This is a genomic window from Amaricoccus macauensis (assembly GCF_014201905.1).
In the GTDB taxonomy this organism is placed as follows: domain Bacteria; phylum Pseudomonadota; class Alphaproteobacteria; order Rhodobacterales; family Rhodobacteraceae; genus Amaricoccus; species Amaricoccus macauensis.
Genome location: NZ_JACHFM010000002.1, coordinates 1,146,600 through 1,166,348 on the forward strand (window position 1 = coordinate 1,146,600; position 19,749 = coordinate 1,166,348).

Here is a 19,749-nt window from a genome sequence, read left to right on the forward strand (position 1 = left end):
GCGGACCTCGTGGCGGTGGATTTTACCGGGACGGCGGTCCCCGGCTTGGCAATATCGGTGCGCTCGAAGCCGGCGATGCTTTCCACGAGGTCGTGTCCCGTCTGTTGGTGTAGGAGCGCCGGTCCTCGGAGAGGCTCGGTGTCTTGTCAGGCTGCCACGCCCTGACGGTCGGAGTGTTGGTGGCGCGTGCGAGGGTCTCATGTAGCGTCGAGCGACGGTCCATTCGTCGTTGGTCTCGAGCATAAGCGCGCCGACGAGGCGTTCATCAGCGCGCCGAGCTTCGGCTGCTTCTCGCGGAGCGCGTCGGCGACGACGTCCCGCTGAGCAATGGCCTCGGCGGCGGTCTCCTGGGCGAAGATTGTCCGGAGCATGGCGACGACGGCCGAGCGCTGCTTCGTCGGCGCATGCGCGAGGGCGTTCCTCATCCAGTGGACGCGGCAGCGCTGGTGGGGAGCGTCGAAGACGCGCCGGGCGGCGCCCCGCAGCCCTTGTGGTCATCGGCGACCTAAACGCTGTTGGTTTCCTCCCGACCGTCCCAGATAGGCCTGCGGAAGGGCAGTCCGCGCTCCAATCGACCGAACAGCCTCACCCGTCGTCAAAATAGTATCAGTCAACCGCGCGAATCGTAGTAGCCGGCGATCGTCGCCTCGGCATAGACTCTCCCGTCACGGGCGGGAGCTACCGGCCGGGCGGCGCGGTTGTCTGTTCTGGCGGCCGGCGGGGAGGATGCTGCATTTGGGACCGGATCTGGAGCTCGTCGACATCGGCTCGCAGGAATCGTTCAAGGCGTGGCAGCACGGCTATCCGTTCCGCACCGTCCGCTGGCACTTCCACCCCGAGTATGAGCTTCACCATGTGGCGGCGACCTCCGGGCACTATTTCGTCGGCGACTTCATCGGGAGTTTCGCGCCCGGCAATCTGGTCCTGACCGGCCCCAATCTGCCGCACAACTGGGTGAGCGAGTGCGCCGGCGGCGCAGAAGTACCGCTTCGCAGCCGCATCGTGCAGTTCACCGAAGCCTTCATCGGCGATGCCATGCGGCTGTTCCCCGAACTCGGGGCCTGCCGCGACATGCTGGCCGCGAGCCGGCGGGGCCTCCTGTTCCCGGTCGCCACCTCCGCCGAGGTCGGACCGATGATTGCCGAACTCGTCGAGGCCCGCGGCCCGCGCCGGGTCGAGCTCTTCCTGGGCGTGCTCGGGCGCCTCGCCGCCGCTCCCGCGACGCCGCTGACCAGCACCGGCTACCTGCCCGACCCGTCAGGGTTCATGTCGGCCGGCATCAACGCCGCCCTCGCCTACATCAACCGGAACCTCACCGAACCCTTCGGCGAGCCGGACCTCGCAGCACTCTCGCAGCTGACGCCGAGCGCCTTCTCGCGCAGCTTCCGCCGCCACACCGGCATGACGCTGGTGCAGTATGTGAGCCGGCTTCGGATCAACCTCGCCTGCCAGCTCCTGATGAGCCCGGAGCGGCCGGCGATCACCGAGGTGGCATTTGCCTCGGGCTTCAACAACCTGTCGAATTTCAATCGCCAGTTCCTGGCGCAGAAGGGGATGCCGCCGAGTCGCTTCCGCGCTCTCATGCTGCAGCAGGGGCCGCCCGCCGCGGCCGCCTGAGACGCCCGCCCCGGCGAACAGCGCCGGCCGGAGGCGGCACGAGATGACGCGCTGATATGTCCAAAGGGAGATGACCTGATGACGACTTTCCGCCTCAGCCTCGCCGGCGCCGTCTCCGCGACGGCGATCCTGCTGGCAGGCTCCGCAATGGCCGCCTCCGGCACCGTCGCGTTCCTGATGCCTGATCAGGGTTCCACCCGATACGAGGAGCATGATTTCCCCGGCTTCAAGGCCGAGATGGAAAAGCTCTGCCCTGACTGCACGCTGATCTACCAGAACGCCACCGCCGACGCCTCGCTCCAGCAGCAGCAGTTCAACTCGGTGATCTCGCAGGGCGCGAAGGTGATCGTGCTCGACCCGGTCGACTCCGCCGCCGCCGCCTCGCTGGTGAAGCTCGCCCAGAGCCAGGACATCAAGGTCGTGGCCTATGACCGCCCGATCCCGGACACGCCGGCCGACTTCTACGTCTCCTTCGACAATCAGGCGATCGGCAAGTCGATCGCGGAGTCGCTGGTGCAGCATCTCGAGGCGGCAGGCGTCGCCAAGGACAAGGGCGGCGTCCTGCAGATCAACGGCTCGCCCACCGATGCGGCCGCCGGCCTCATCCGCGACGGCGTGCACGAGGGCCTTGCCGCCTCCGGCTACAAGACGCTCGCCGAATTCGACACGCCGAACTGGGCGCCGCCCAAGGCGCAGGAGTGGACGAGCGGCCAGGTCCAGCGCTTCGGCGAGCAGATCGTCGGCATCGTCGCGGCGAACGACGGCACCGGCGGCGCGGCGATCGCGGCGCTGAAGGCCGCGGGCGTCGACCCGCTGCCGCCCGTCACCGGCAATGACGCGACGCTGGCCGCCCTCCAGCTCATCGTCTCGGGCGACCAGTTCAACACGATCTCCAAGCCCTCCGAGATCGTCGGCGCCGCTGCGGCGCAGGTCGCGGTGAAGTTCCTGAACGGCGAGACGCCGGAGGCGAAGGCCACGCTCTACAACACGCCGGCCGAGCTCTTCGTCCCGGTCGTGGTGACGCGCGAGAACATCAAGGCCGAGATCTTCGACAAGAAGCTCGCGACCGCCGCCGAGGTCTGCACCGGCGCCTATGCCGACGGCTGCAAGGAGCTCGGCATCGAGTGAACACGCTCCGTGCGCGCCGGGAGCTCCCCGGCGCGCGCCCTCCCCGGAGAAGGACGAGCCATGACCGACACCCCAGAGCCGCCGCCGCTGCCGCCCCCCGGTGAACTGATCCTGAGCCTTCGCGGTATCTCGAAGAACTTCGGTGCCGTCTCCGCGCTCACCGACATCGACCTCGACGTGCACGCGGGTGAGGTGGTGGCGCTCGTCGGCGACAACGGCGCGGGCAAGTCGACGCTCGTCAAGGTGCTGGCGGGCGTGCATCAGCCGACCTCCGGCACCATCACCTTCCGCGGCCAGCCGGTCACGTTGCCAAGCCCCGGCGCGGCGCTCGATCTCGGCATCGCCACGGTGTTCCAGGATCTCGCGCTTTGCGAGAACCTCGACGTGGTGGCGAACATCTTCCTCGGCCGCGAGCTCGACGCCTACCACCTCGACGAGGTGGCGATGGAGGTGAAGGCGTGGACGCTCCTCGGCGAGCTGGCCGCGCGCATCCCCTCGGTGCGCGAGCCCATCGCCTCGCTTTCGGGCGGCCAGCGCCAGACGGTCGCGATCGCCCGCTCGCTGCTCCTCGAGCCGCGGATCATCATGCTTGACGAGCCGACCGCCGCCCTCGGCGTTGCCCAGACCGCCGAAGTCCTGAACCTCATCGAGCGGCTGCGCGCCCGGGGGCTCGGCGTCATCATGATCTCGCACAACATGGAAGACGTGCGCGCCGTCGCCGACCGCATCGTGGTGCTCCGGCTCGGGCGCAACAACGGCGTCTTCACGCCCGATGCCTCGAACGCCGATCTCGTCGGCGCCATCACCGGCGCCACCGACAATGCCGTGACCCGCCGGGCGGAACGGCTGCGCGCGGAAGGACAGGACGCATGACCGACCAGCGCCCCCCAACGCCCCTCGACCGGGCCGACGTGCGCGTGCGCGAGGATGCCGGCCTCGGCGGCACAGTTCGCGCCTTCTTCGACCGGGTGCGCTCGGGCGATCTCGGCTCGCTGCCGGTTGTCATCGGTCTCATCGTCATCTGGACGGTCTTCACCTCGCTGAACCCGGTCTTCGTGACGCCGAACAACCTCGTGAACCTGCTCTTCGACTGCTCGACCACCGGCATCATCGCGCTTGGCGTCGTCTGCGTGCTCACGCTCGGTGAAATCGACCTCTCGGTCGGTTCCATGAGCGGGCTCGCCTCGGCGATCCTCGGGGTCCTCTGGGTGAACCAGGGCTTCCCGGTGCCGGTCGCGGTCCTTGCCGTCCTCGCGGTCGGCGCGGTGACGGGCTCGGTCTACGCCATGCTGCTGAACCGCCTCGGGATGCCGAGCTTCGTCTCGACGCTCGCGGGCCTGCTCGCGCTGCTCGGGTTGCAGCTCTACCTGCTCGGCTCCTCGGGGTCGATCAACCTGCCCTACGGCTCGTGGGTCGTGGCCTTCGGCCAGCTTCTCATCATGCCGCGCTGGCTCTCCTACTCGCTCTCGGTGCTGCCGGGGATCGCGATCCTCTGGTTCGGCATCGGAGCGGCGGCACGGCGGCGCGCGGCCAACCTCTCGGCGCCCTCGACGGCGCGGCTGGTCACCAAGGCCGCCGTCATCACCCTCATCATCGTCCTCGCCGTCCACTATCTCAACCTCGGGCGCGGCGTGCCGTGGATGTTCGGCCTCTTCGTCGCCCTCGTCGTCGCCATGGACTACGCCCTCACCCGCACCAAATGGGGCCGCTCGATGTTCGCCGTCGGTGGCAACCGCGAGGCCGCGCGGCGCGCCGGCATCAACGTGCGCCGCATCTACATGAGCGCCTTCATGCTCTGCTCGATGTTCGCAGCCCTCGGCGGCACGCTCGCTGCCGCACGCCTCGCTTCGTCGAGCCAGCAGGCGGGCACCGGCGACGTGAACCTCAACGCCATCGCCGCCGCGGTCATCGGCGGCACCTCGCTCTTTGGCGGCCGGGGCAGCGCCTATTCGGCGCTGCTCGGCATCATCGTCATCCAGTCCATCGCCAACGGCCTGACGCTGCTCAATCTCTCGTCGTCGCTCCGCTACATGATCACCGGCGCCGTGCTCGCCATCGCCGTGATCGTCGACAGCCTCGCACGACAGAGCCGCGCGGCGCACGGCCGGGCCTGACCTCGGGAGAAGAGACGTGACGCAAGACCTCAAGGGAAAGGTGGCCGCCGTGACTGGCGCCGCCTCCGGCATCGGACTGGCCTGCGCCAAGGCGATGCTCGACGCGGGCGCCAGGGTGGCGCTCGTCGATCGCGCCGGCGACCGGCTCGACGCGCTCTGCGCCGAACTCGGTCCGAATGCCGTGCCGGTCGTCACGGACCTGCTTGATCCCGCCAGCGTCGAGGCGATGCTGCCGACAATCCTCGAACGTCTGGGCGGCCTCGACATCTTCCACGCCAACGCCGGCGCCTACATCGGCGGCAAGGTGACCGAGGGCGACCCCGACGCCTGGGACCGGATGCTGAACCTCAACGTCAACGCGGTCTTCCGCACGGTCCACGCGGTGCTACCGCACATGGTGGCGCAGAAGTCCGGCGACATCATCGTGACGAGTTCCATCGCGGGCTTCGTCCCGGTGATCTGGGAACCGATCTACACCGCGTCGAAGTTCGCGGTTCAGGCGTTCGTCCACACCGTCCGCCGTCAGATCGCCCGCGACGGCGTGCGGATCGGCGCCGTCGCCCCCGGCCCGGTGGTCACCGCCCTCCTCGACGACTGGCCCAAGGCCAAGATGGACGAAGCCCTCGCCGACGGCAGCCTGATGCAGCCCGAGGAAGTCGCGGCCGCGGTGATGTTCATGCTGACCCGGCCGAAGGGCGTGATGATCCGCGACCTCGTGATCCTGCCGCAGACCCTGGACCTGTAGACCCATGCACTTCATCGGCATCGACGTCGGAACCGGCAGCGCGCGGGCGGGCGTCTTCGACACCGGCGGCCGGATGCTCGGCAGCGCGAAGCACGACATCGCCCTCTGGCGCGAGGCGGGCTCCATCGTCGAGCAGTCGAGCGCCGACATCTGGTCCGCCGTCTGCGCGGCGGTGCGCGGCGCCATGACTGAAGCCCGCGTCGACCCCGCCTCGGTCGGCGGCATCGGCGTCGATGCCACCTGCTCGCTCGTCGTGGTCGGCGAGGGCGGCGTGCCCTTGCCGGTGGGCCCCTCCGAGGATCCGGCGCGCGACATCATCGTCTGGATGGACCACCGCGCCGTCGAGCAGGCCGAACGCATCAATGCCACCGGCGCGAGCGTGCTCTCCTACGTGGGCGGCGTCATCTCACCCGAGATGGAGACCCCGAAGCTCCTCTGGCTCCGGGAAAACCGCCCGGAGGTCTTCAACGCCGCGTGGGGCTTCTTCGACCTCGCCGACTGGCTGACCTGGCGGCTCTCGGGCAGCCTCGCCCGCTCGTCCTGCACCGTCACCTGCAAGTGGACCTACCTCGCCCACGAACGCCGCTGGGATCCCGACTACTTCCGCGCCATCGGCCTCCGCGTGCTGGCGGACGAGGGGTTCACCCGCATCGGCACCGAGGTCATGGACCCGGGCGCCCGCCTGGGCGGCCTCACCTCCGACGCCGCCAGCGCCCTCGGGCTCACACCGGGCACGCCGGTCGCCGCCGGTCTCATTGACGCCCACGCGGGCGGCATCGGCACCGTCGGCGCGCTCGGCGACCCGACAGGCTCCATGGGCTACGTCTTCGGCACCTCGTCCTGCACCATGACGACCACCCGGGAGCCGGTCTTCGTGCCGGGCGTCTGGGGCCCGTACTTCTCCGCCATGGTGCCCGGCATGTGGCTGAGCGAAGGCGGCCAGTCCGCCGCCGGCGCCGCCATCGACCGGCTCGTCCACCTGCACCCGGCAGCGCCTGCACTCACCGCGCAGGCCGAGGCCGAAGGCCGGTCACTTCTCGGGCTCCTCTCCGACGAAGCGGCACGAAGCGCCGGCCCGGACGGCGTCGCGGCCCTCGCCCACGGCATCCACGTGGTGCCGGAGTTCCTCGGCAACCGCGCGCCCTTCGCCGATCCGCACGCGCGCGCGGTCATCGCCGGCCTCGGCATGGAGACCGACGCCGCGAGCCTCGTCGCGCTCTACGTTTCCGGTCTCTGCGGCATCGGCTACGGGCTGCGCCAGATCCTGAAGGCGCAGGCCTCGCGCGGCGCCGCGGTCGAGCGCGTCATGCTGAGTGGCGGCGCCGGCCAGTCCGATCTGGTGCGCCAGCTGCTTGCCGACGCCTCGGGCAAGCCGGTCGTCACCGCCACCGCACCCGAGCCGGTGCTTCTCGGCGCCGCGATCCTCGGGGCAGTCGCGGGCGGCGCCCACGCCGACATTCCCGCCGCCATGGCGGCGATGTCGGCGCCCGCGCGCACCTTCACCCCCGACGCGGCCACCGCGCCGCTCCACACGGCCCGCTTTGCGGCGTTCGAGCGGCTGCAGGCAACCGCCCGGGAAATCCGTTCGGTAGAATTGAATCCGAACAGCACAACTTAAGCTTGCGTTAACCATCCCGTGCGAGCGATCAGTACCCTGCCTCGCGAGGATCGAACTCCGGGGTGAGTTCGACTCGGGAGCCATCGATGACCACCTTGCCGGCATGTTCGAAGTTAACCGTGATCCGGCCGTTGATCACCGACTGCACTTGTCCGAGCCCCCATTCGGGGCAGGCCGGATGCCGCACGAGCATCCCGGGCTCAAGAAACTGGTCCATCTGCGGCTCCCACGGCGGGGCGCACCCGGCATGACCACCACCGTCGGCGATCTCGCGGCGCTGGTCAGCGCCCGCCTTTGTCACGACCTGATAAGCCCGATCGGGGCCATCGGCAACGGCCTCGAACTTCTCGAACTCGAGGCCCCTGCGCGTTCGCCCGAGCTCACACTGATGAGTGACAGCCTTTCCGCGGCGCTCGCGAAGCTCCGCTTCTTCCGCATCGCCTTCGGGCCGGCAGAGCCGGGCGCCGTGACGCCGCGCGACGAGGCGGCGCAGATTTGCGCGGCGATGTTCAGCGGCCGCTTCGCCGTCGCCTGGGATGCGGCCGGTGATCTGCCGCGGCCTGCGGCGCGCCTCGCCTGCCTCGCCATTCTCTGCATCGAGAAGAGCCTGCCCATGGGCGGCACGCTGGAGCTGACCACGCCGGAACCGGGCGCCATCTCGCTTCGTGCCCTCGGCCGGCGCACCGCGCCGCCGGGCGACCTCTGGGCGCATGTCAGGGACCGGATACCACTCGCGCAGGTCCGCCCCGACGCGGTGCAGTTCGCCCTGCTGGCGCGGGGCCTTGCCGAGACGGGCGGGACGCTTACTGCCCGGTTCGACGCGACGACCGCCGAGGTGCGGATCGCCGTGCCGCCGCCGGTGCTTACCCCGCCGCTGGCCGAAGCCCTGCCATGAAACGCGCGGCGTTCTCGCTGTAGCGTCGCGCCGAGTTGAGAAGTCCCTCGATTTCGGCTGGCGTCAGGTCACGCACCACCTTGGCCGGTCTGCCGACCACGAGCGTGCCGTCGGGAAGCTCCTTGCCCTCGGTCACCAGCGCCCCGGCGCCGACCAGCACGCCCGAGCCGATGCGCGCGCCGTTCAGCACCGTCGCGCCCATGCCGACCAGACTGCCGGCGCCAATGGTGCAGCCATGCAGGATCGCCATGTGCCCGATGGTGCAATTCGGCCCGATGCTCAGCGGAAAACCCATGTCGGTGTGGCAGACCGAGCCGTCCTGAACGTTCGAGCCCTCGCCGACGGAGATCAGTTCGTTGTCACCGCGCAGCACCGCGTTGAACCAGACCGAGGAACGCGGCGCGAGCGAGATGCGCCCCATGAGCCGCGCGCCCGGCGCTATCCACGCGTCCGGTGCGAGCTCGGGCGCGATACCGTCGAGACTGTAGCAGGTCGTCATGTTGATCCCTCCTCGAATTCCCGGTTCAGCCGCCGCACCAGCCCGACCAGCTCCGGCCGCCGCTCGCGCCGCAGCCGCTCGGCGGCGATGATGGCGCGGAGTTCTTCTTCAGCCTGTGCCAGATTCTCGTTCACCAGCACATAGTCGTATTCGGCCCAGTGGCTGATCTCGTCGCGCGACTTCTGCATCCGGCCAGCCACCACATCGTCGGAATCCTGTCCCCGCGCCCGAAGTCGCGACTCGAGTTCGGCGATCGACGGCGGCAGGATGAAGATCGAGACGACAGACTCGCCGAGCACCGAGCCGCGGATCTGCTGGCCGCCCTGCCAGTCGACGTCAAAGAGCACGTCCCTGCCCTCGCCGATCGCAGCCTCCACCGGAGCGCGCGGCGTGCCGTAGCGGTTGCCGAAGACCTCGGCGTGCTCGAGCATCTGGCCCGCGTCGACCATGTCGTCGAACTCGCGCCGGCTGCGGAAGAGATAGTCGCGGCCCTCCACCTCGCCCGGGCGTGGCGGGCGGGTGGTCGCCGAAATCGAGAAGCTCACCTCCGGGTCGACCTCGAGGAGCCGGCGCGACAGCGTCGACTTCCCCGCGCCGGACGGCGACGATAGGATGACGAGCAGTCCCCGGCGGCGCGGCTCGCTCATGCTTCACTCCACATTCTGCACCTGCTCGCGCATCTGATCGACCACCACCTTGAGATCGAGGCCGATTGCCGTGAGATCGGCGGCGCCGGACTTCGAGCACAGTGTATTCGCTTCGCGATTGAACTCCTGCATCAGGAAATCCAGCCGCCGCCCCACCGGGCCTCCCGTGGCGAGCAGCTCCCGTGCCGCCGCGACATGCGCCACCAGGCGGTCGAGCTCCTCCGTGATGTCGGATTTCACCGCGAGGAGCGCGAGCTCCTGGGCGAGGCGCGCCTCATCGACCGCCGATGTTCCGGCCAGCACCGCCTCGATCCGGGTGCGCAGCAGTTCGCCCGATCGCGCCGTACGCGCCGTTGCCGTCTCGCGCGCGCTCGCCACAAGCACCGCCACCCGGTCGAGCTGGCCGGTGATCACTATGGCGAGAGCGCGGCCTTCGGAGGCCCGGGCCGCCGCCAGCGCGGCGAAGAGCCGGTCAAGATCGGCGGCCATGCGCGCGACCAGTGCACCGTCCTCGCCGGGCGCCGCGACATCCGCCTCGAGCACCCCACGCGCCGCCAGCAGATCCGCCGCCGTCATCGGCGCGAGGTCGAGCCCGCGCTCCGCCGCCGCCTCACCGGCCGCCAGCGCCGCTGCCACCACGGCGTCGAGCACCTCCCGGTTGAGCCGCGGAGCCGACCCCGCGGCTCCCCGGCTGAGCCGCAGGCTGACCGTGACCGAGCCGCGCGCCAGCGCCTTCGCCGCTGCCGCCCGCGCGGCCGCGTCGAGCGCCTCGAAGCCCTCCGGCAGCCGCAATCTCAGATCGAGCCCACGCCCGTTGACGCTGCGCGCCTCCCAGGTCCAGCCCAAGCCCTCCGCGACGTCGGAAACGTCCGCGTATCCTGTCATTGATGCGATCGCCATCGCGTTCACTCGCCTCCAAGGAGAAAGACCATTGATCTTTTCGCCAATTTATATGCAAATTAAGCTACTCTCTGCAAAAGTGGCGACTTTGCGGACTCGCTGAGCTAAGCACGTCAAGAAATCGTTTACCCAGGTCGGCGTCGGGCCCGAGGTAAAGCAGGCAGGATCCACGCGGTCAAGTTTCCATGAATGACCTCATGCTTTCGTCGCTCCGGACCTATTGGGATCGCCTTCGGGCGGGCCGTATCGCGCCCTACCGGGCCGAGATCGACCCGCGGCAATTCGAGCAGGCTCTGGAGAACATGTTCATTGTCGAGAAGCTCGCTCCCGACAACCTTCGCATTCGCCTCGCCGGCATGAAGATCTGCGAGATGATGGGCATGGAGGTGCGCGGGATGCAGCCGTCCTGCCTGATCGACGAGCCGGACCGGACACGCTTCGGCCGTCTGGTCAATCTGGTGATGTCGGAGCCGGCGGTGGTCGAGCTGTCCCTGTCGGCGCAGAACCGCGCCGGCACCTACCGGGCCAGCATGCTGATGATGCCGCTGCGCAGCGACTTCGGCGACATCAACCGGGTGATCGGCTGCACCTCCGGTGGTGGCGAAATCTTCGCGGCGCCTCTCGCCTTCCAGATCGACGAGGTGGCGGTCAGCCCGGTCGAACCCGGCCCCGCACCCACGCCGACCGCCGCGCAACTCCCCGACATCGAGGCGAAGGCGCTGATGCCGGGGTTTGCAGAACCCGCATCTTCCTTCGCCAGCGCCGCCCCCAAGCTGCGCAGTATCGACGGCAATCCCAACGCGCCGTCCACCCCGCGCGGAGCGACAAAGCTTCGGGTCATCGACGGAAAATAGGGTGCGGTCGGCCTCGGCTTGGCGCGCTTCGGTCCGGCGCGCCGCGGCGCGCCCACGTGTGGCGCCGCGTCCGGCTGTGGCTGTCTCAGCCGGACATCGCTCGGGTAAGCTGGGCCATGGACCGGCGCACTGCATCCTCATCCCGGGAAAAGCCTTCCCCGCCGTTCAGCAGCAAGTCGAGCCGGGCGCGTGCCCGCGAGACACGACTCTTCACCGTTCCGACCCGGGTTCCGAGCACCTCGGCGGCGGCCTCATACGAGAGCCCGCTGGCGCCGACCAGGATCAGCGCCTCGCGCTGGTCGGGCGGCAGAACCTGCATGGCGGCCAGGAACTCGCGCATCTCAAGCTGGCTGTCGTGCCCCGGCGTCTCCGTGAGCTTCGCGGCGTAAGTGCCCTCCGCATCGGAAATCTCACGCCAGCGCCGCCGACCCTCGGAATAGTACTGGTTGCGCAGGATCGTCACCAGCCATGCATGCAGGTTGGTCCCAGGCCGATACTTGTCCCGGTTGGAGATGGCCTTTGCCAGCGTTTCCTGCACCAGATCATCCGCACGGTCCCGGTTCCCGCTCAACGAGCGGGCGAAACCCCGGAGCATCGGTATGGCCGCGACGAGATCGTCGCGAAATGACGGATTGCTCACGCTCCATCCCCCCTGCCCGAAGGAGGCTCGTCAAGTTTCGCGAGGATCGCCATCATGTCGGGCGGGATGTCCTCGTCGAGTGCCTCATCGTAGACCCGCCGCAACTGCCGCGCGATCCAGTCGTGCTTGCGGACGCCGGCGTTGCCGTGCCGTCCGGCCCTTCCCGCCACGCCGTCCTCTGGATCGCTGCCTGCCATCACCATTCCAACCCGCTTCCATCTCGCCGAGCCTTCTCAGAGGGCGAGGCGACTTCCATCAAAATGCTTCGGCGAGGCCCGGGTTCCCCGGAGGACGGAACTTTTCACGCTCCGAAGCCTTGTTGCCGCGAGAGATCGGCGCGACAAGCGCCCGACGGGGTGTGGCAGTGGCCGTGCCATCGCCATTTCGAGAGGACCGAGAGATGCCTGCCAGCCTGTCCCAGGAAATCGCACCGCACCTGCCCTATCTGCGCCGGTACGCGCGGGCGCTGACCGGTTCGCAGCAGAGCGGCGACGCGCATGTGACCGCCTGCCTCGAAGCGATCGTCGCCGATCCGACGATCCTCGACCTTGGGGCCGGCGCCAAGGTCGGAGTGTTCCGGCTGTTCCAGGACCTCTGGCACGGGCTCGGCATCGAGCCCGGGGAAGGCGATGATGTCGCGCCGGGCGAGCGCACCGCGCGCGAACGCCTTGCCAAAGTCGCGCCGGAGAGCCGCCAGGTGCTGCTTCTCACCACGCTCGAGGGCTTTCGCCCCGAGGAAGTTGCCCTCATCACCGGCCGCAGTGTCCCGGAAATCCACGAGCTCATCGCAACCGCCGTGGCCGAGATCGACCGGCAGATCGCGACGCGGGTGCTGATCATCGAGGACGAGCCGCTCATCTCGCTCGATCTCGCCGAGATCGTCGAAAGCCTCGGCCACGAGGTCTCGACGATTGCCCGCACCGCCGGTCAGGCCGTCCAGGCCGCCGGCGCCGAGCCCCCGGGGCTGGTGCTCGCCGACATCCAGCTTGCCGACGGCTCGTCCGGGCTCGACGCGGTGCGCGAGATCCTGACGATGTTCGCGGTGCCGGTGATCTTCATCACGTCGTTCCCCGAACGCCTGCTGACCGGCAAGCGGCCCGAACCCACCTTCCTCATCACCAAGCCCTATGACCCGAACGCGGTGAAGGCCGCGATCAGCCAGGCGCTGTTCTTCCGCACCGCGGCGTCGCTCGACGCGTAAACCCGGCGTCCGGCCCGCGGCGCGTCCGCTTGGCGCCGCCGCCCGCATGGGCTAGACGGAACCATGCGCCGTCGCTTCGCCCGCCTGGTCCTGCTGCTCATCATCGCGCCGGTTCTCCTCGCCGCGGCGATGGTGACCGGCTACGCCGAGCGGCCGTCGGCGGATGAAACCGCGTTCCGGGCCTATCTGCTGCTCGGTGGCAACGCGGCCGACCTTTGTGGTGACGGTCACGCGCTAGACCATGATCACTGTGCCGGCTGCCAGACCTCGACGCCCTCGCTTGCTGCGGTGGGCGACAGCCTGAAATTCGACGCACGGCCAGCACAACCCACTGAATTCGTGCTGGCGCAGGGAAGATCGGGCGGCCTCAGGATCCTCGCCGCCTCGCCCCGCGGGCCGCCAGGACGGGAAGACGCCTGAAGCTCCTTCCCTTTTTCTTCCATCGCAGGATGACGACATGCGCGCGCCCCTGATCCTCGCCGCCGGCCTTGCCGCGGCGCTCTTCGCGACCCCGATCTTCGCCCACGACTACACGGTCGGCGACCTCGAGGTCGCCCACCCCTACGCCCTTGAGAGCACGGGCAAGACCGCCGCGGGGTACTTCTCGATCACGAACCATGGCACGAGCGCCGACCGCCTGCTGGCGATCCGCGCCGACGTGCCCCGTTCGGAGGTCCACACCACCGAGACCGATGCGAGCGGGGTGGCCCGCATGAAGGCGGTCGACGCGCTCGAAATCCCGGCCGGCGGCACGGTCGCACTGGCGCCCGGTGGGTACCACGTGATGTTCATGGGCCTCGACAAGCCGCTCAACGCGGGTGAGACCCTGCCGGCAACGCTGGTCTTCGAGAAATCCGGTGAACTCGCGGTCGACTTCGACGTGCAGCCGCGCGGCGACACCGCCGGCGGCCACGACGGTCACATGCCCGGTATGTCGCACTGAACCCCGGCACCACTCCCCCGCCAGCGGCCTCTGCTGACCCCGGGGTGGAACGCTCGGGGCCTCCGAACGGTTGCACCGGGGAGACCCGGACCTCAGGATGAGGTGATCACCAACCGGCGCGGCCCACTTCGGGCCGCGCCGCGTGGGAACGGGAGGGGGCCACGCGATGAACCTGGCTGAGCTCGCACCCGGGTTCGTGGCGGTATGCGCGATCGTCATCGTGGCGAGCCTTGCGCACCCGCATGGCCGGCGCGCGCTGGGTGCCGGTGCCCTGCCGATTGGCGGCATCCTCGTCGCATCCGCGATCATGCACACCGCCGGACACCACCCCTCCGGTGCCGGCACCGCGGCTCTCCTCGGCATAGCGTCGGCCGGCCTCTGGCTCGTGACGCTCGCGCGTCTGCCCGACCAGCGGGCGGCCGACGCGGCACGTCGGGAGACAGAACTCTCCGACCGGCGCTTCCGCGAGGCGCTGGCCCGGTCGAACATCACCGTCTTCGCCCAGGACACCGACCTCCGCTACACGTGGATGTACAACCCCCGCCTCGGCGTCTCTGCCGAATCTGTGCTCGGCAGGACCGCAAACGAACTCGTCGAGCCCGACCTGCTCTCCGAAGCCGACGCCCTGAAGCGCAAGGCGATCGAGGCGGGTCTGACGGTGAACGACACGGTGGCGCTGCACACGCCCGAGGAAGGCCGGCTCTACTTCGACATGACCGTGGTGCCCACGTTCGACGCCGCTGGCGAGATCGACGGCATCCTGTGCTCGGCATTCGACGTGACCGAGATGCGGCTCTTCGAGGTCCGCCTGACCGCGATGGCTGCGCAACTCGCCACTGCCTACCAGCGCTTCGAGCTCGCGCTCGATGACTCGCCCATCACCGTTTTCGAGCAGGGACCAGGCCTGCGCTACACGTTCGTCTACAATCCCCCGCCCGGCCTGACGGCCACGGACTTCCTCGACCGGACCGATGCGGAGATCTTTTCCGAACGCGACGCCCACCGGCTCCAGGGCCCGAAGCAGCGCGTACTCACCTCGGGCGGCCGCGAGACCGTGGAGATCGAGGTCGAGGTCGCGGGCACGGTGCGCTACTACGAGCTGACCGTCGAGGCGAAGCGGGACTCGGCTGGCGGGATCGTCGGCCTGGTCGGCACCACCCTCGACCTGACCGAGCGCCGGCGCGACGAAAAACGCATCCGGCTGATGCTGCGCGAACTCACGCACCGCTCGAAGAACCTGCTCGCGGTGATCCAGGCCATGGCCCGCAAGACCGCAAGCCTCTCCGGTGATCTCGAAAGCTTCGTTTCCGACTTCTCGTTGCGCCTCCGGGCGATCGCTGCCGCGCATGATCTGCTGGTCTCGCAGTCCTGGCACGGAGCCGATCTGCGCGAACTGCTCCGGGCGAGCCTCGCCGCGACGATCGACCCGGAGTCGCCGCAGGTGAGCCTCGATGGCGAGCCGATGCTGCTGACGCCGGACGCCGCGCAGAATCTCGGACTGGCGTTCCATGAGCTTGCGACCAACGCCAGCAAATACGGCGCCCTGTCCGTGCCCGCGGGCCAGCTCGCGGTTGCGTGGGAACGCATTCCCGGAGAGGTGCGGCTCCGCTGGACCGAGACCGGCGGGCCGGCCGTCATCCCGCCCGAGCGGCACGGCTTCGGTCGCGTCCTGCTCGAACGGCTGGTCGGGGTGACGCTGAACGGCTCGGTTAAACTCGACTTCCGACCCGAGGGGCTTGTCTGCGAGATCCGCTTCCCCGAAAGCGGCGTGGCCGTGTCACCGCCCGCCGCGCCGCTCACTGACGAAGCCGGGCCTGCCTCATGACGTTCTGCCGAGGCCCTCGAACGCCCGGTTGATCTCCTGCATGAGCCGCCAGTGATCTTCCGAATCGTCGTGGTCGCAGAACCGCTCCACCATACTTCGCCATGTGGCGAGGCCGCTCATCTTGTCCTCACGAGAGAGGTATGGATCACGTGCCAGCCGCAGTGGCGAGGTGAAGCCCGCAAATCGATTGAGATCGGCCAAGGCTCCCTCCCTTCCGGCCCGGGCGAAAACGCCGCCCATCTTGATGATACAAGGGTGAACCCCCAAGATCGCGTGATTGTTCCGTGGAGCGAAGCAGATCCCGGATAAATGTTAATGCACTGGGAGGGGGGGTGTGCAAACATGGAACACCCCGATCGAACTCTGGTGGCCGCCATTCGGGACCGCCGGAAGCCGCATCAGCATCGGAACGACAGCGTATTCGAACGCGCAGCGATCGGACTTCTTCGGAGATGAATGTGAAGACCAGCCTGACCTCGCTCGAGGACATCCTGCTCCTTGAGGACGACGCCCTGATCTCTCTCGACACTGAGGACATGCTCCTGTCCCTCGGCGCGGGCCGGGTCCATGTCGCTCACAGCCTGGACGAAGCCGAAGGCATCATCGCGCGGCAGAAGCTCGACGCGGCCGTCCTCGACCTGGTGATCGGCGCCGCGCGCAGCGAGGATCTGGCGCGGCGTCTGGTCGAACAGTCGATGCCGGTCATCTTCGCGAGCGGCTATGGCGATGTGGGCGCGATCGCCGAAGGCCTCGAGCATGTTCCAACCGTCCGAAAGCCCTACTCCGCCCAGGCGCTCGAAGCGGCCCTCGCCGCGGCGTTCTCCGGGTACAAGATGAACTGAAGTCTTCTCAGCACAATCTTCACAATATCTTGCGGGCAGATGCTGCCACTCCGGAGGAACGACTGGAAGTCTGGTTCGTTTGTCCTTCGTATCGTATGTCGTCGCTTCACGGACGAAGTGATGGCGCGCGTAGAAGAGGACGTGAAGAAATGTTGAAGACCCTTCTTGCCACAAGTGCCGTAGCGGCGGTTCTTGCTTTCGGAGCCGGCCCGGCGGCAGTGATGGCGCAGACCGCGCCCGCGACCGACCAGCCCGCGACCGACGAGACGGCACCCGAGCCCGTCACCCCGGCCGATCCGGGTGCGATGGCGCCGGCAACCACGCCTGCGACCCCCGCCACCGCGCCAGAGGCTGCGACGGGGGCCGGGAGCGAACTTGCAGCGATCCCGCGCGACGAGCTTATCGGCACGGACATCAAGGCGGGGCCTGACAACGAGACCGTCGCATCGGTGGAGGACGTCCTGCTGGATGCCGATGGCAACGTGAAGAACATCGTCGCACGCTTCGGCGGGTTCCTCGGCTTCGGCGAGACCACGGTCCTGCTGATGCCCGACGAAGTGATGGTGCACCGGACGGAGGCCGGAAAGCCGGAACTCACGACGACCCTGACGCCAGAAGCCCTGAAGGACCGCCCGGAGTACACCGCGCCGACCAACTGAGCGCTCGCCGGGACAGATTGACCGGCTGACGGGTCGGTTGCCGCCCCTCAGATCTCTTCGCCCACCGTGCCACGGTTCGCCTTCAGAGCCCCGCGGTGGGCCTTTCCGTCGAGCCGTCGGCGCACCGACCCGAGCGTCGGGCGCGTGGGCCGACGCGGCTTTGGCGCTTCGAGCGCCGCGAGGATCAGCTCCTTCAGCTTCTCCCGCGCCTCGGTGCGGTTGAGGGCCTGGGTGCGATGGCGTTCCGCCCGAATGATCAGCGAGCCGTCAAGCGTCCAGCGACGCCCGGCGAGGCGGCGCAGGCGCGCCTTGACGTCCGGGGCGAGGTTCGGGGAGCGCGCGGCCTCGAAGCGGAGCTCGACCGCGGTCGCCACCTTGTTGACGTTCTGCCCGCCGGGACCAGACGCGCGCACGAAGCTCTCGGTGAGCTCCCAGTCAGAGATCAGGATGGAGTCGGTGACATGCAGCATTGGACCCGGGCATTCGTGAAAGCGATCATTTCATAAAAGCGATGAGGGGTCGTACAGCTGTACGACCCCTCACACATTCATGAGATTGGAGGCTGGGTCGGCTGGATCACAATGATCCTGCGGAACTCCGGCCGTGAGGGGAATTGTCCCCTAGACCTTCTCTGCCCGCGTAGACCTTACCACGTTCTCCAAAGTCTCACTCGACATTGGATCACCTCCTTCCGCTGGTTTCGCTTGGATCAAGCCTGACACCACCGCGGGAAAACGCAAGCGATTCCTCAAACACGGTTTAGATACCGGCCAATCACGATGCGGAACGGTGCAAGAGCAAACAATGCAATGGCAAATTTGACGCCGAAATCGGCAAGCGCGAGTGATTGCCAGAGCGGAACCATCGGACCCCGGCCAAGCAGCGGCATCAGCTCGTTCGCCCAGCCCACATCAACGTGGGGGGCGATGAAGGCGAACGTCGCGGAGAACGCCAGTCCGAAGAAAATCACCGTATCCAGAACGCTGCCTGCAATGCTGGCGATGAACGGCGCGCGCCACCAGCTGCCGCGGCGAAGGCGGTTGAAGACCGCCACATCGAGCAACTGGCCGACGAGAAACGCACTCGCCGACGCGATCGCGACACGCAGGCTGACCAGCGGCCCGAACGGGCCTTCGATCTGACTGCCGACAAAGGAGCAGGCGAGCCCCACGAGGAAGCCGGCGAGGATCACCCGCCGGGCCGCCTTCGGCCCGTGCAGGCGGTTCATCAGGTCGGTGACGAGGAAGGCAAAGGGGTAGGTGAACGCCCCCCAGGTCAGCCACTGGCCGACGAGATACTGCACGAGGATGTTCGAGGTGATGACGACGACCGCCATGGCGGCGATGCCGGGAAGGTGGGCGCGGGTCATGCGATTCCGTTTTGACAAGGTGGCGGAGACTTGGCCCCGACGCTTCGGCGCCCGGGCGATGCCGCCTGTAGCCGCGCCGCGGCGCCAGCGCAAGTCCATGCGAGCTCAGAAGTGCAGCCTCAATCCGACCGTCGCATACTGCGCACCGCCAGACGCCCCATTGATCAACCCGAAGATCCCGGAGCGGTGATGCATGCGGAACAGAAGTTCGGCACCCGGATGACTCGGCAGCGAGAATGTGACCTCGGGCGCGAGGAAGTGCAGCACGTGCGAGCCCTCCTCGTCGTTCTGGTTGCGGTCGCGCTCGACCGCGGTCTTGTCACTCGCCCAGTTCAGGCCCGTGGAGACTGCGACCGTGGTGCGCACCACCCCATCCCACGGAAAACCGTGATAGCGCACGAAGAGCGCGCCCCAGACCTCTGTCGCCTTCTGGCGGCCGAAGCGCTGACCGATGCCGACCTCGGGCTCCAGCGAGACATGCCGGTCCCAGAGCCAGCCGGCCTCGCGCGAGATGGCCGTCGCGATCAGATGGTCGTCCGTGGTGTAGTCCCAGCTGGCCGGGAACTCGGGCCGCGTGACCAGCACCTTGGCCATGGCGTTTTCGACATAGGTGCCGCCATAGATGCTGACGGCGCAGTCACCCTCACAGGGCGCAATGAGGCTCGCGGGCGTCCACGCTGCCGCCGGCGTCGCCGCCAGCGCCAGCAGACCCGCACCCAGTCCCCGAAAGAGTCTCCCGAACCACATGCTCGCACGCCCCACCTTCGGGGCGGTTTAACACGGGCGTTAACCTTCGGGAAACCCCTCGGATTTCGGGTTCTACCGGGAACTCAGGCCGTGAGTCGCCGCAGATACGAGCCCTGCTCACGCAGCTTCCACTGCGCCTCCGGCTGGCGCGCGGCCATCGTGTCGGGGATCTCGAGCTCGTCAAACCCGACACGCCGCGCCATGCGGAACTGATCGGCGATCAGCGGCCCGACCGCCCGCAGCCGGCCGGTGTAGCCGAGTTCGCGCAGTCGGCGCCCGATCGAGAAGCCCCGGCCATCTGTGTAGGCCGGGAACGCCACCCGGATGAGCTCGACCCGGTCGAGCCAGGGCAGCAGGTCGGCCGGCTCCCGGTCATTGGGGAACTCGACGGCGAGCCCTTCCTCCGGCAGGTCCTGGCCCGACCAGAACACGTCGAACGGCAGGAACTCGTGGGTCCAGCTGTCGGCGGCAAAACCCGCCTCGGTCACGATGACGCTCATGGTCGT

Annotated in this window: 25 protein-coding genes and 1 pseudogene; 14 read left to right on the forward strand and 12 right to left on the reverse strand. The window is 68.4% G+C overall.

The window, feature by feature from the left end:
- Positions 1-160: 160 nt before the first annotated feature.
- Positions 161-505: pseudogene (locus tag HNP73_RS12925) on the reverse strand (transposase); the annotation flags it as partial.
- A 230-nt stretch (positions 506-735) separates the two neighbouring features.
- Between HNP73_RS12925 and HNP73_RS12930 the strand changes: the two are divergent.
- From HNP73_RS12930 to HNP73_RS12955, 6 genes are all read left to right on the forward strand, one after another.
- Complete coding sequence (locus HNP73_RS12930) at positions 736-1,617, forward strand: helix-turn-helix domain-containing protein (RefSeq protein ID WP_184149913.1); 882 nt, start codon at positions 736-738, stop codon at positions 1,615-1,617.
- Between the two features lie 78 nt (positions 1,618-1,695).
- Complete coding sequence (locus HNP73_RS12935) at positions 1,696-2,745, forward strand: substrate-binding domain-containing protein (RefSeq protein WP_184149916.1); 1,050 nt, start codon at positions 1,696-1,698, stop codon at positions 2,743-2,745.
- Between the two features lie 60 nt (positions 2,746-2,805).
- Positions 2,806-3,618, forward strand: a complete 813-nt coding sequence (locus HNP73_RS12940) for an ATP-binding cassette domain-containing protein (protein ID WP_184149919.1) — start codon at positions 2,806-2,808, stop codon at positions 3,616-3,618.
- Positions 3,615-4,859 (forward strand): sugar ABC transporter permease, encoded by a 1,245-nt coding sequence (locus tag HNP73_RS12945; protein WP_184149922.1) that lies wholly within the window; start codon positions 3,615-3,617, stop codon positions 4,857-4,859. The genes HNP73_RS12940 and HNP73_RS12945 overlap by 4 nt, the downstream gene beginning before the upstream one ends.
- A gap of 16 nt (positions 4,860-4,875) precedes the next feature.
- The gene (locus tag HNP73_RS12950) at positions 4,876-5,604 is read left to right on the forward strand and encodes an SDR family NAD(P)-dependent oxidoreductase (protein ID WP_184149925.1); all 729 of its coding nucleotides are present in this window, start codon (positions 4,876-4,878) and stop codon (positions 5,602-5,604) included.
- 4 nt (positions 5,605-5,608) lie between these two features.
- Positions 5,609-7,222: an FGGY-family carbohydrate kinase gene (locus HNP73_RS12955; RefSeq protein ID WP_184149928.1), complete on the forward strand. Its 1,614-nt coding sequence runs from the start codon at positions 5,609-5,611 to the stop codon at positions 7,220-7,222.
- A gap of 28 nt (positions 7,223-7,250) precedes the next feature.
- Here HNP73_RS12955 and HNP73_RS12960 read toward each other — a convergent pair whose 3' ends face one another.
- Entirely contained in the window at positions 7,251-7,439 is a 189-nt protein-coding gene (locus tag HNP73_RS12960; RefSeq protein ID WP_184149931.1) for a DUF3553 domain-containing protein, read from the reverse strand.
- Positions 7,440-7,469: 30 nt separating this feature from the next.
- Here HNP73_RS12960 and HNP73_RS12965 point away from each other — a divergent pair, with 30 nt between their 5' ends.
- On the forward strand, positions 7,470-8,117 hold the full coding sequence (locus HNP73_RS12965) for a histidine phosphotransferase family protein (protein WP_184149934.1): 648 nt from the start codon (positions 7,470-7,472) through the stop codon (positions 8,115-8,117).
- Here the strand turns inward: HNP73_RS12965 and HNP73_RS12970 are convergent.
- From HNP73_RS12970 to HNP73_RS12980, 3 genes are read right to left on the reverse strand one after another with little or no spacing between them, the layout of a single operon-like run.
- Positions 8,086-8,616 (reverse strand): gamma carbonic anhydrase family protein, encoded by a 531-nt coding sequence (locus tag HNP73_RS12970; RefSeq protein ID WP_184149937.1) that lies wholly within the window; start codon positions 8,614-8,616, stop codon positions 8,086-8,088. The genes HNP73_RS12965 and HNP73_RS12970 overlap by 32 nt on opposite strands.
- Positions 8,613-9,263 carry a guanylate kinase gene (gene gmk / locus HNP73_RS12975; protein WP_184149940.1) on the reverse strand — a complete coding sequence of 217 codons (651 nt, stop codon included), beginning with the start codon at positions 9,261-9,263 and terminating at the stop codon, positions 8,613-8,615. The genes HNP73_RS12970 and gmk overlap by 4 nt, the downstream gene beginning before the upstream one ends.
- A gap of 3 nt (positions 9,264-9,266) precedes the next feature.
- Positions 9,267-10,148 carry a YicC/YloC family endoribonuclease gene (locus HNP73_RS12980; protein WP_246399744.1) on the reverse strand — a complete coding sequence of 294 codons (882 nt, stop codon included), beginning with the start codon at positions 10,146-10,148 and terminating at the stop codon, positions 9,267-9,269.
- Positions 10,149-10,348: 200 nt separating this feature from the next.
- Here HNP73_RS12980 and HNP73_RS12985 point away from each other — a divergent pair, with 200 nt between their 5' ends.
- Positions 10,349-11,017 (forward strand): PAS domain-containing protein, encoded by a 669-nt coding sequence (locus HNP73_RS12985; protein ID WP_184149946.1) that lies wholly within the window; start codon positions 10,349-10,351, stop codon positions 11,015-11,017.
- 85 nt (positions 11,018-11,102) lie between these two features.
- Here the strand turns inward: HNP73_RS12985 and HNP73_RS12990 are convergent, their stop codons facing one another.
- Both HNP73_RS12990 and HNP73_RS12995 read right to left on the reverse strand, forming a co-directional pair.
- Complete coding sequence (locus HNP73_RS12990) at positions 11,103-11,657, reverse strand: sigma-70 family RNA polymerase sigma factor (RefSeq protein ID WP_343063296.1); 555 nt, start codon at positions 11,655-11,657, stop codon at positions 11,103-11,105.
- A complete protein-coding gene (locus HNP73_RS12995) occupies positions 11,654-11,854 on the reverse strand; it encodes a NepR family anti-sigma factor (RefSeq protein ID WP_184149949.1) in 201 nt (66 codons plus the stop codon). Before HNP73_RS12995 ends, HNP73_RS12990 begins: the two co-directional genes overlap by 4 nt.
- 203 nt (positions 11,855-12,057) lie before the next feature.
- Here HNP73_RS12995 and HNP73_RS13000 point away from each other — a divergent pair, with 203 nt between their 5' ends.
- The 4 genes from HNP73_RS13000 to HNP73_RS13015 all read left to right on the forward strand — a co-directional run bounded on the left by HNP73_RS13000 (position 12,058) and on the right by HNP73_RS13015 (position 15,626).
- Positions 12,058-12,858, forward strand: coding sequence for a response regulator (locus tag HNP73_RS13000; protein ID WP_184149952.1), 801 nt, complete (start codon positions 12,058-12,060; stop codon positions 12,856-12,858).
- Positions 12,859-12,921: 63 nt separating this feature from the next.
- Positions 12,922-13,278: a hypothetical protein gene (locus HNP73_RS13005; protein WP_184149955.1), complete on the forward strand. Its 357-nt coding sequence runs from the start codon at positions 12,922-12,924 to the stop codon at positions 13,276-13,278.
- A gap of 37 nt (positions 13,279-13,315) precedes the next feature.
- Positions 13,316-13,801 (forward strand): copper chaperone PCu(A)C, encoded by a 486-nt coding sequence (locus HNP73_RS13010; RefSeq protein WP_184149958.1) that lies wholly within the window; start codon positions 13,316-13,318, stop codon positions 13,799-13,801.
- A 166-nt stretch (positions 13,802-13,967) separates the two neighbouring features.
- Positions 13,968-15,626, forward strand: a complete 1,659-nt coding sequence (locus tag HNP73_RS13015; protein WP_184149961.1) for a sensor histidine kinase — start codon at positions 13,968-13,970, stop codon at positions 15,624-15,626.
- Here the strand turns inward: HNP73_RS13015 and HNP73_RS13020 are convergent.
- On the reverse strand, positions 15,621-15,827 hold the full coding sequence (locus HNP73_RS13020; RefSeq protein WP_184149963.1) for a hypothetical protein: 207 nt from the start codon (positions 15,825-15,827) through the stop codon (positions 15,621-15,623). The two genes, HNP73_RS13015 and HNP73_RS13020, sit on opposite strands and share 6 nt — an antisense overlap.
- A 257-nt stretch (positions 15,828-16,084) precedes the next feature.
- Here HNP73_RS13020 and HNP73_RS13025 point away from each other — a divergent pair, with 257 nt between their 5' ends.
- Positions 16,085-16,468: a response regulator gene (locus tag HNP73_RS13025; protein WP_184149966.1), complete on the forward strand. Its 384-nt coding sequence runs from the start codon at positions 16,085-16,087 to the stop codon at positions 16,466-16,468.
- Between the two features lie 149 nt (positions 16,469-16,617).
- On the forward strand, positions 16,618-17,127 hold the full coding sequence (locus HNP73_RS13030) for a PRC-barrel domain-containing protein (RefSeq protein WP_184149969.1): 510 nt from the start codon (positions 16,618-16,620) through the stop codon (positions 17,125-17,127).
- Between the two features lie 47 nt (positions 17,128-17,174).
- On the opposite strand, the gene arfB is transcribed toward HNP73_RS13030, so the two are convergent.
- From arfB to HNP73_RS13050, 4 genes are all read right to left on the reverse strand, one after another.
- Entirely contained in the window at positions 17,175-17,597 is a 423-nt protein-coding gene (gene arfB, locus HNP73_RS13035; protein WP_184149972.1) for an alternative ribosome rescue aminoacyl-tRNA hydrolase ArfB, read from the reverse strand.
- A 278-nt stretch (positions 17,598-17,875) separates the two neighbouring features.
- Positions 17,876-18,496: a queuosine precursor transporter gene (locus HNP73_RS13040; RefSeq protein ID WP_184149975.1), complete on the reverse strand. Its 621-nt coding sequence runs from the start codon at positions 18,494-18,496 to the stop codon at positions 17,876-17,878.
- Positions 18,497-18,601: 105 nt separating this feature from the next.
- Positions 18,602-19,243 carry a hypothetical protein gene (locus HNP73_RS13045; protein WP_184149978.1) on the reverse strand — a complete coding sequence of 214 codons (642 nt, stop codon included), beginning with the start codon at positions 19,241-19,243 and terminating at the stop codon, positions 18,602-18,604.
- Positions 19,244-19,326: 83 nt separating this feature from the next.
- Complete coding sequence (locus HNP73_RS13050) at positions 19,327-19,743, reverse strand: DUF934 domain-containing protein (protein ID WP_184149980.1); 417 nt, start codon at positions 19,741-19,743, stop codon at positions 19,327-19,329.
- Positions 19,744-19,749: the final 6 nt, after the last annotated feature.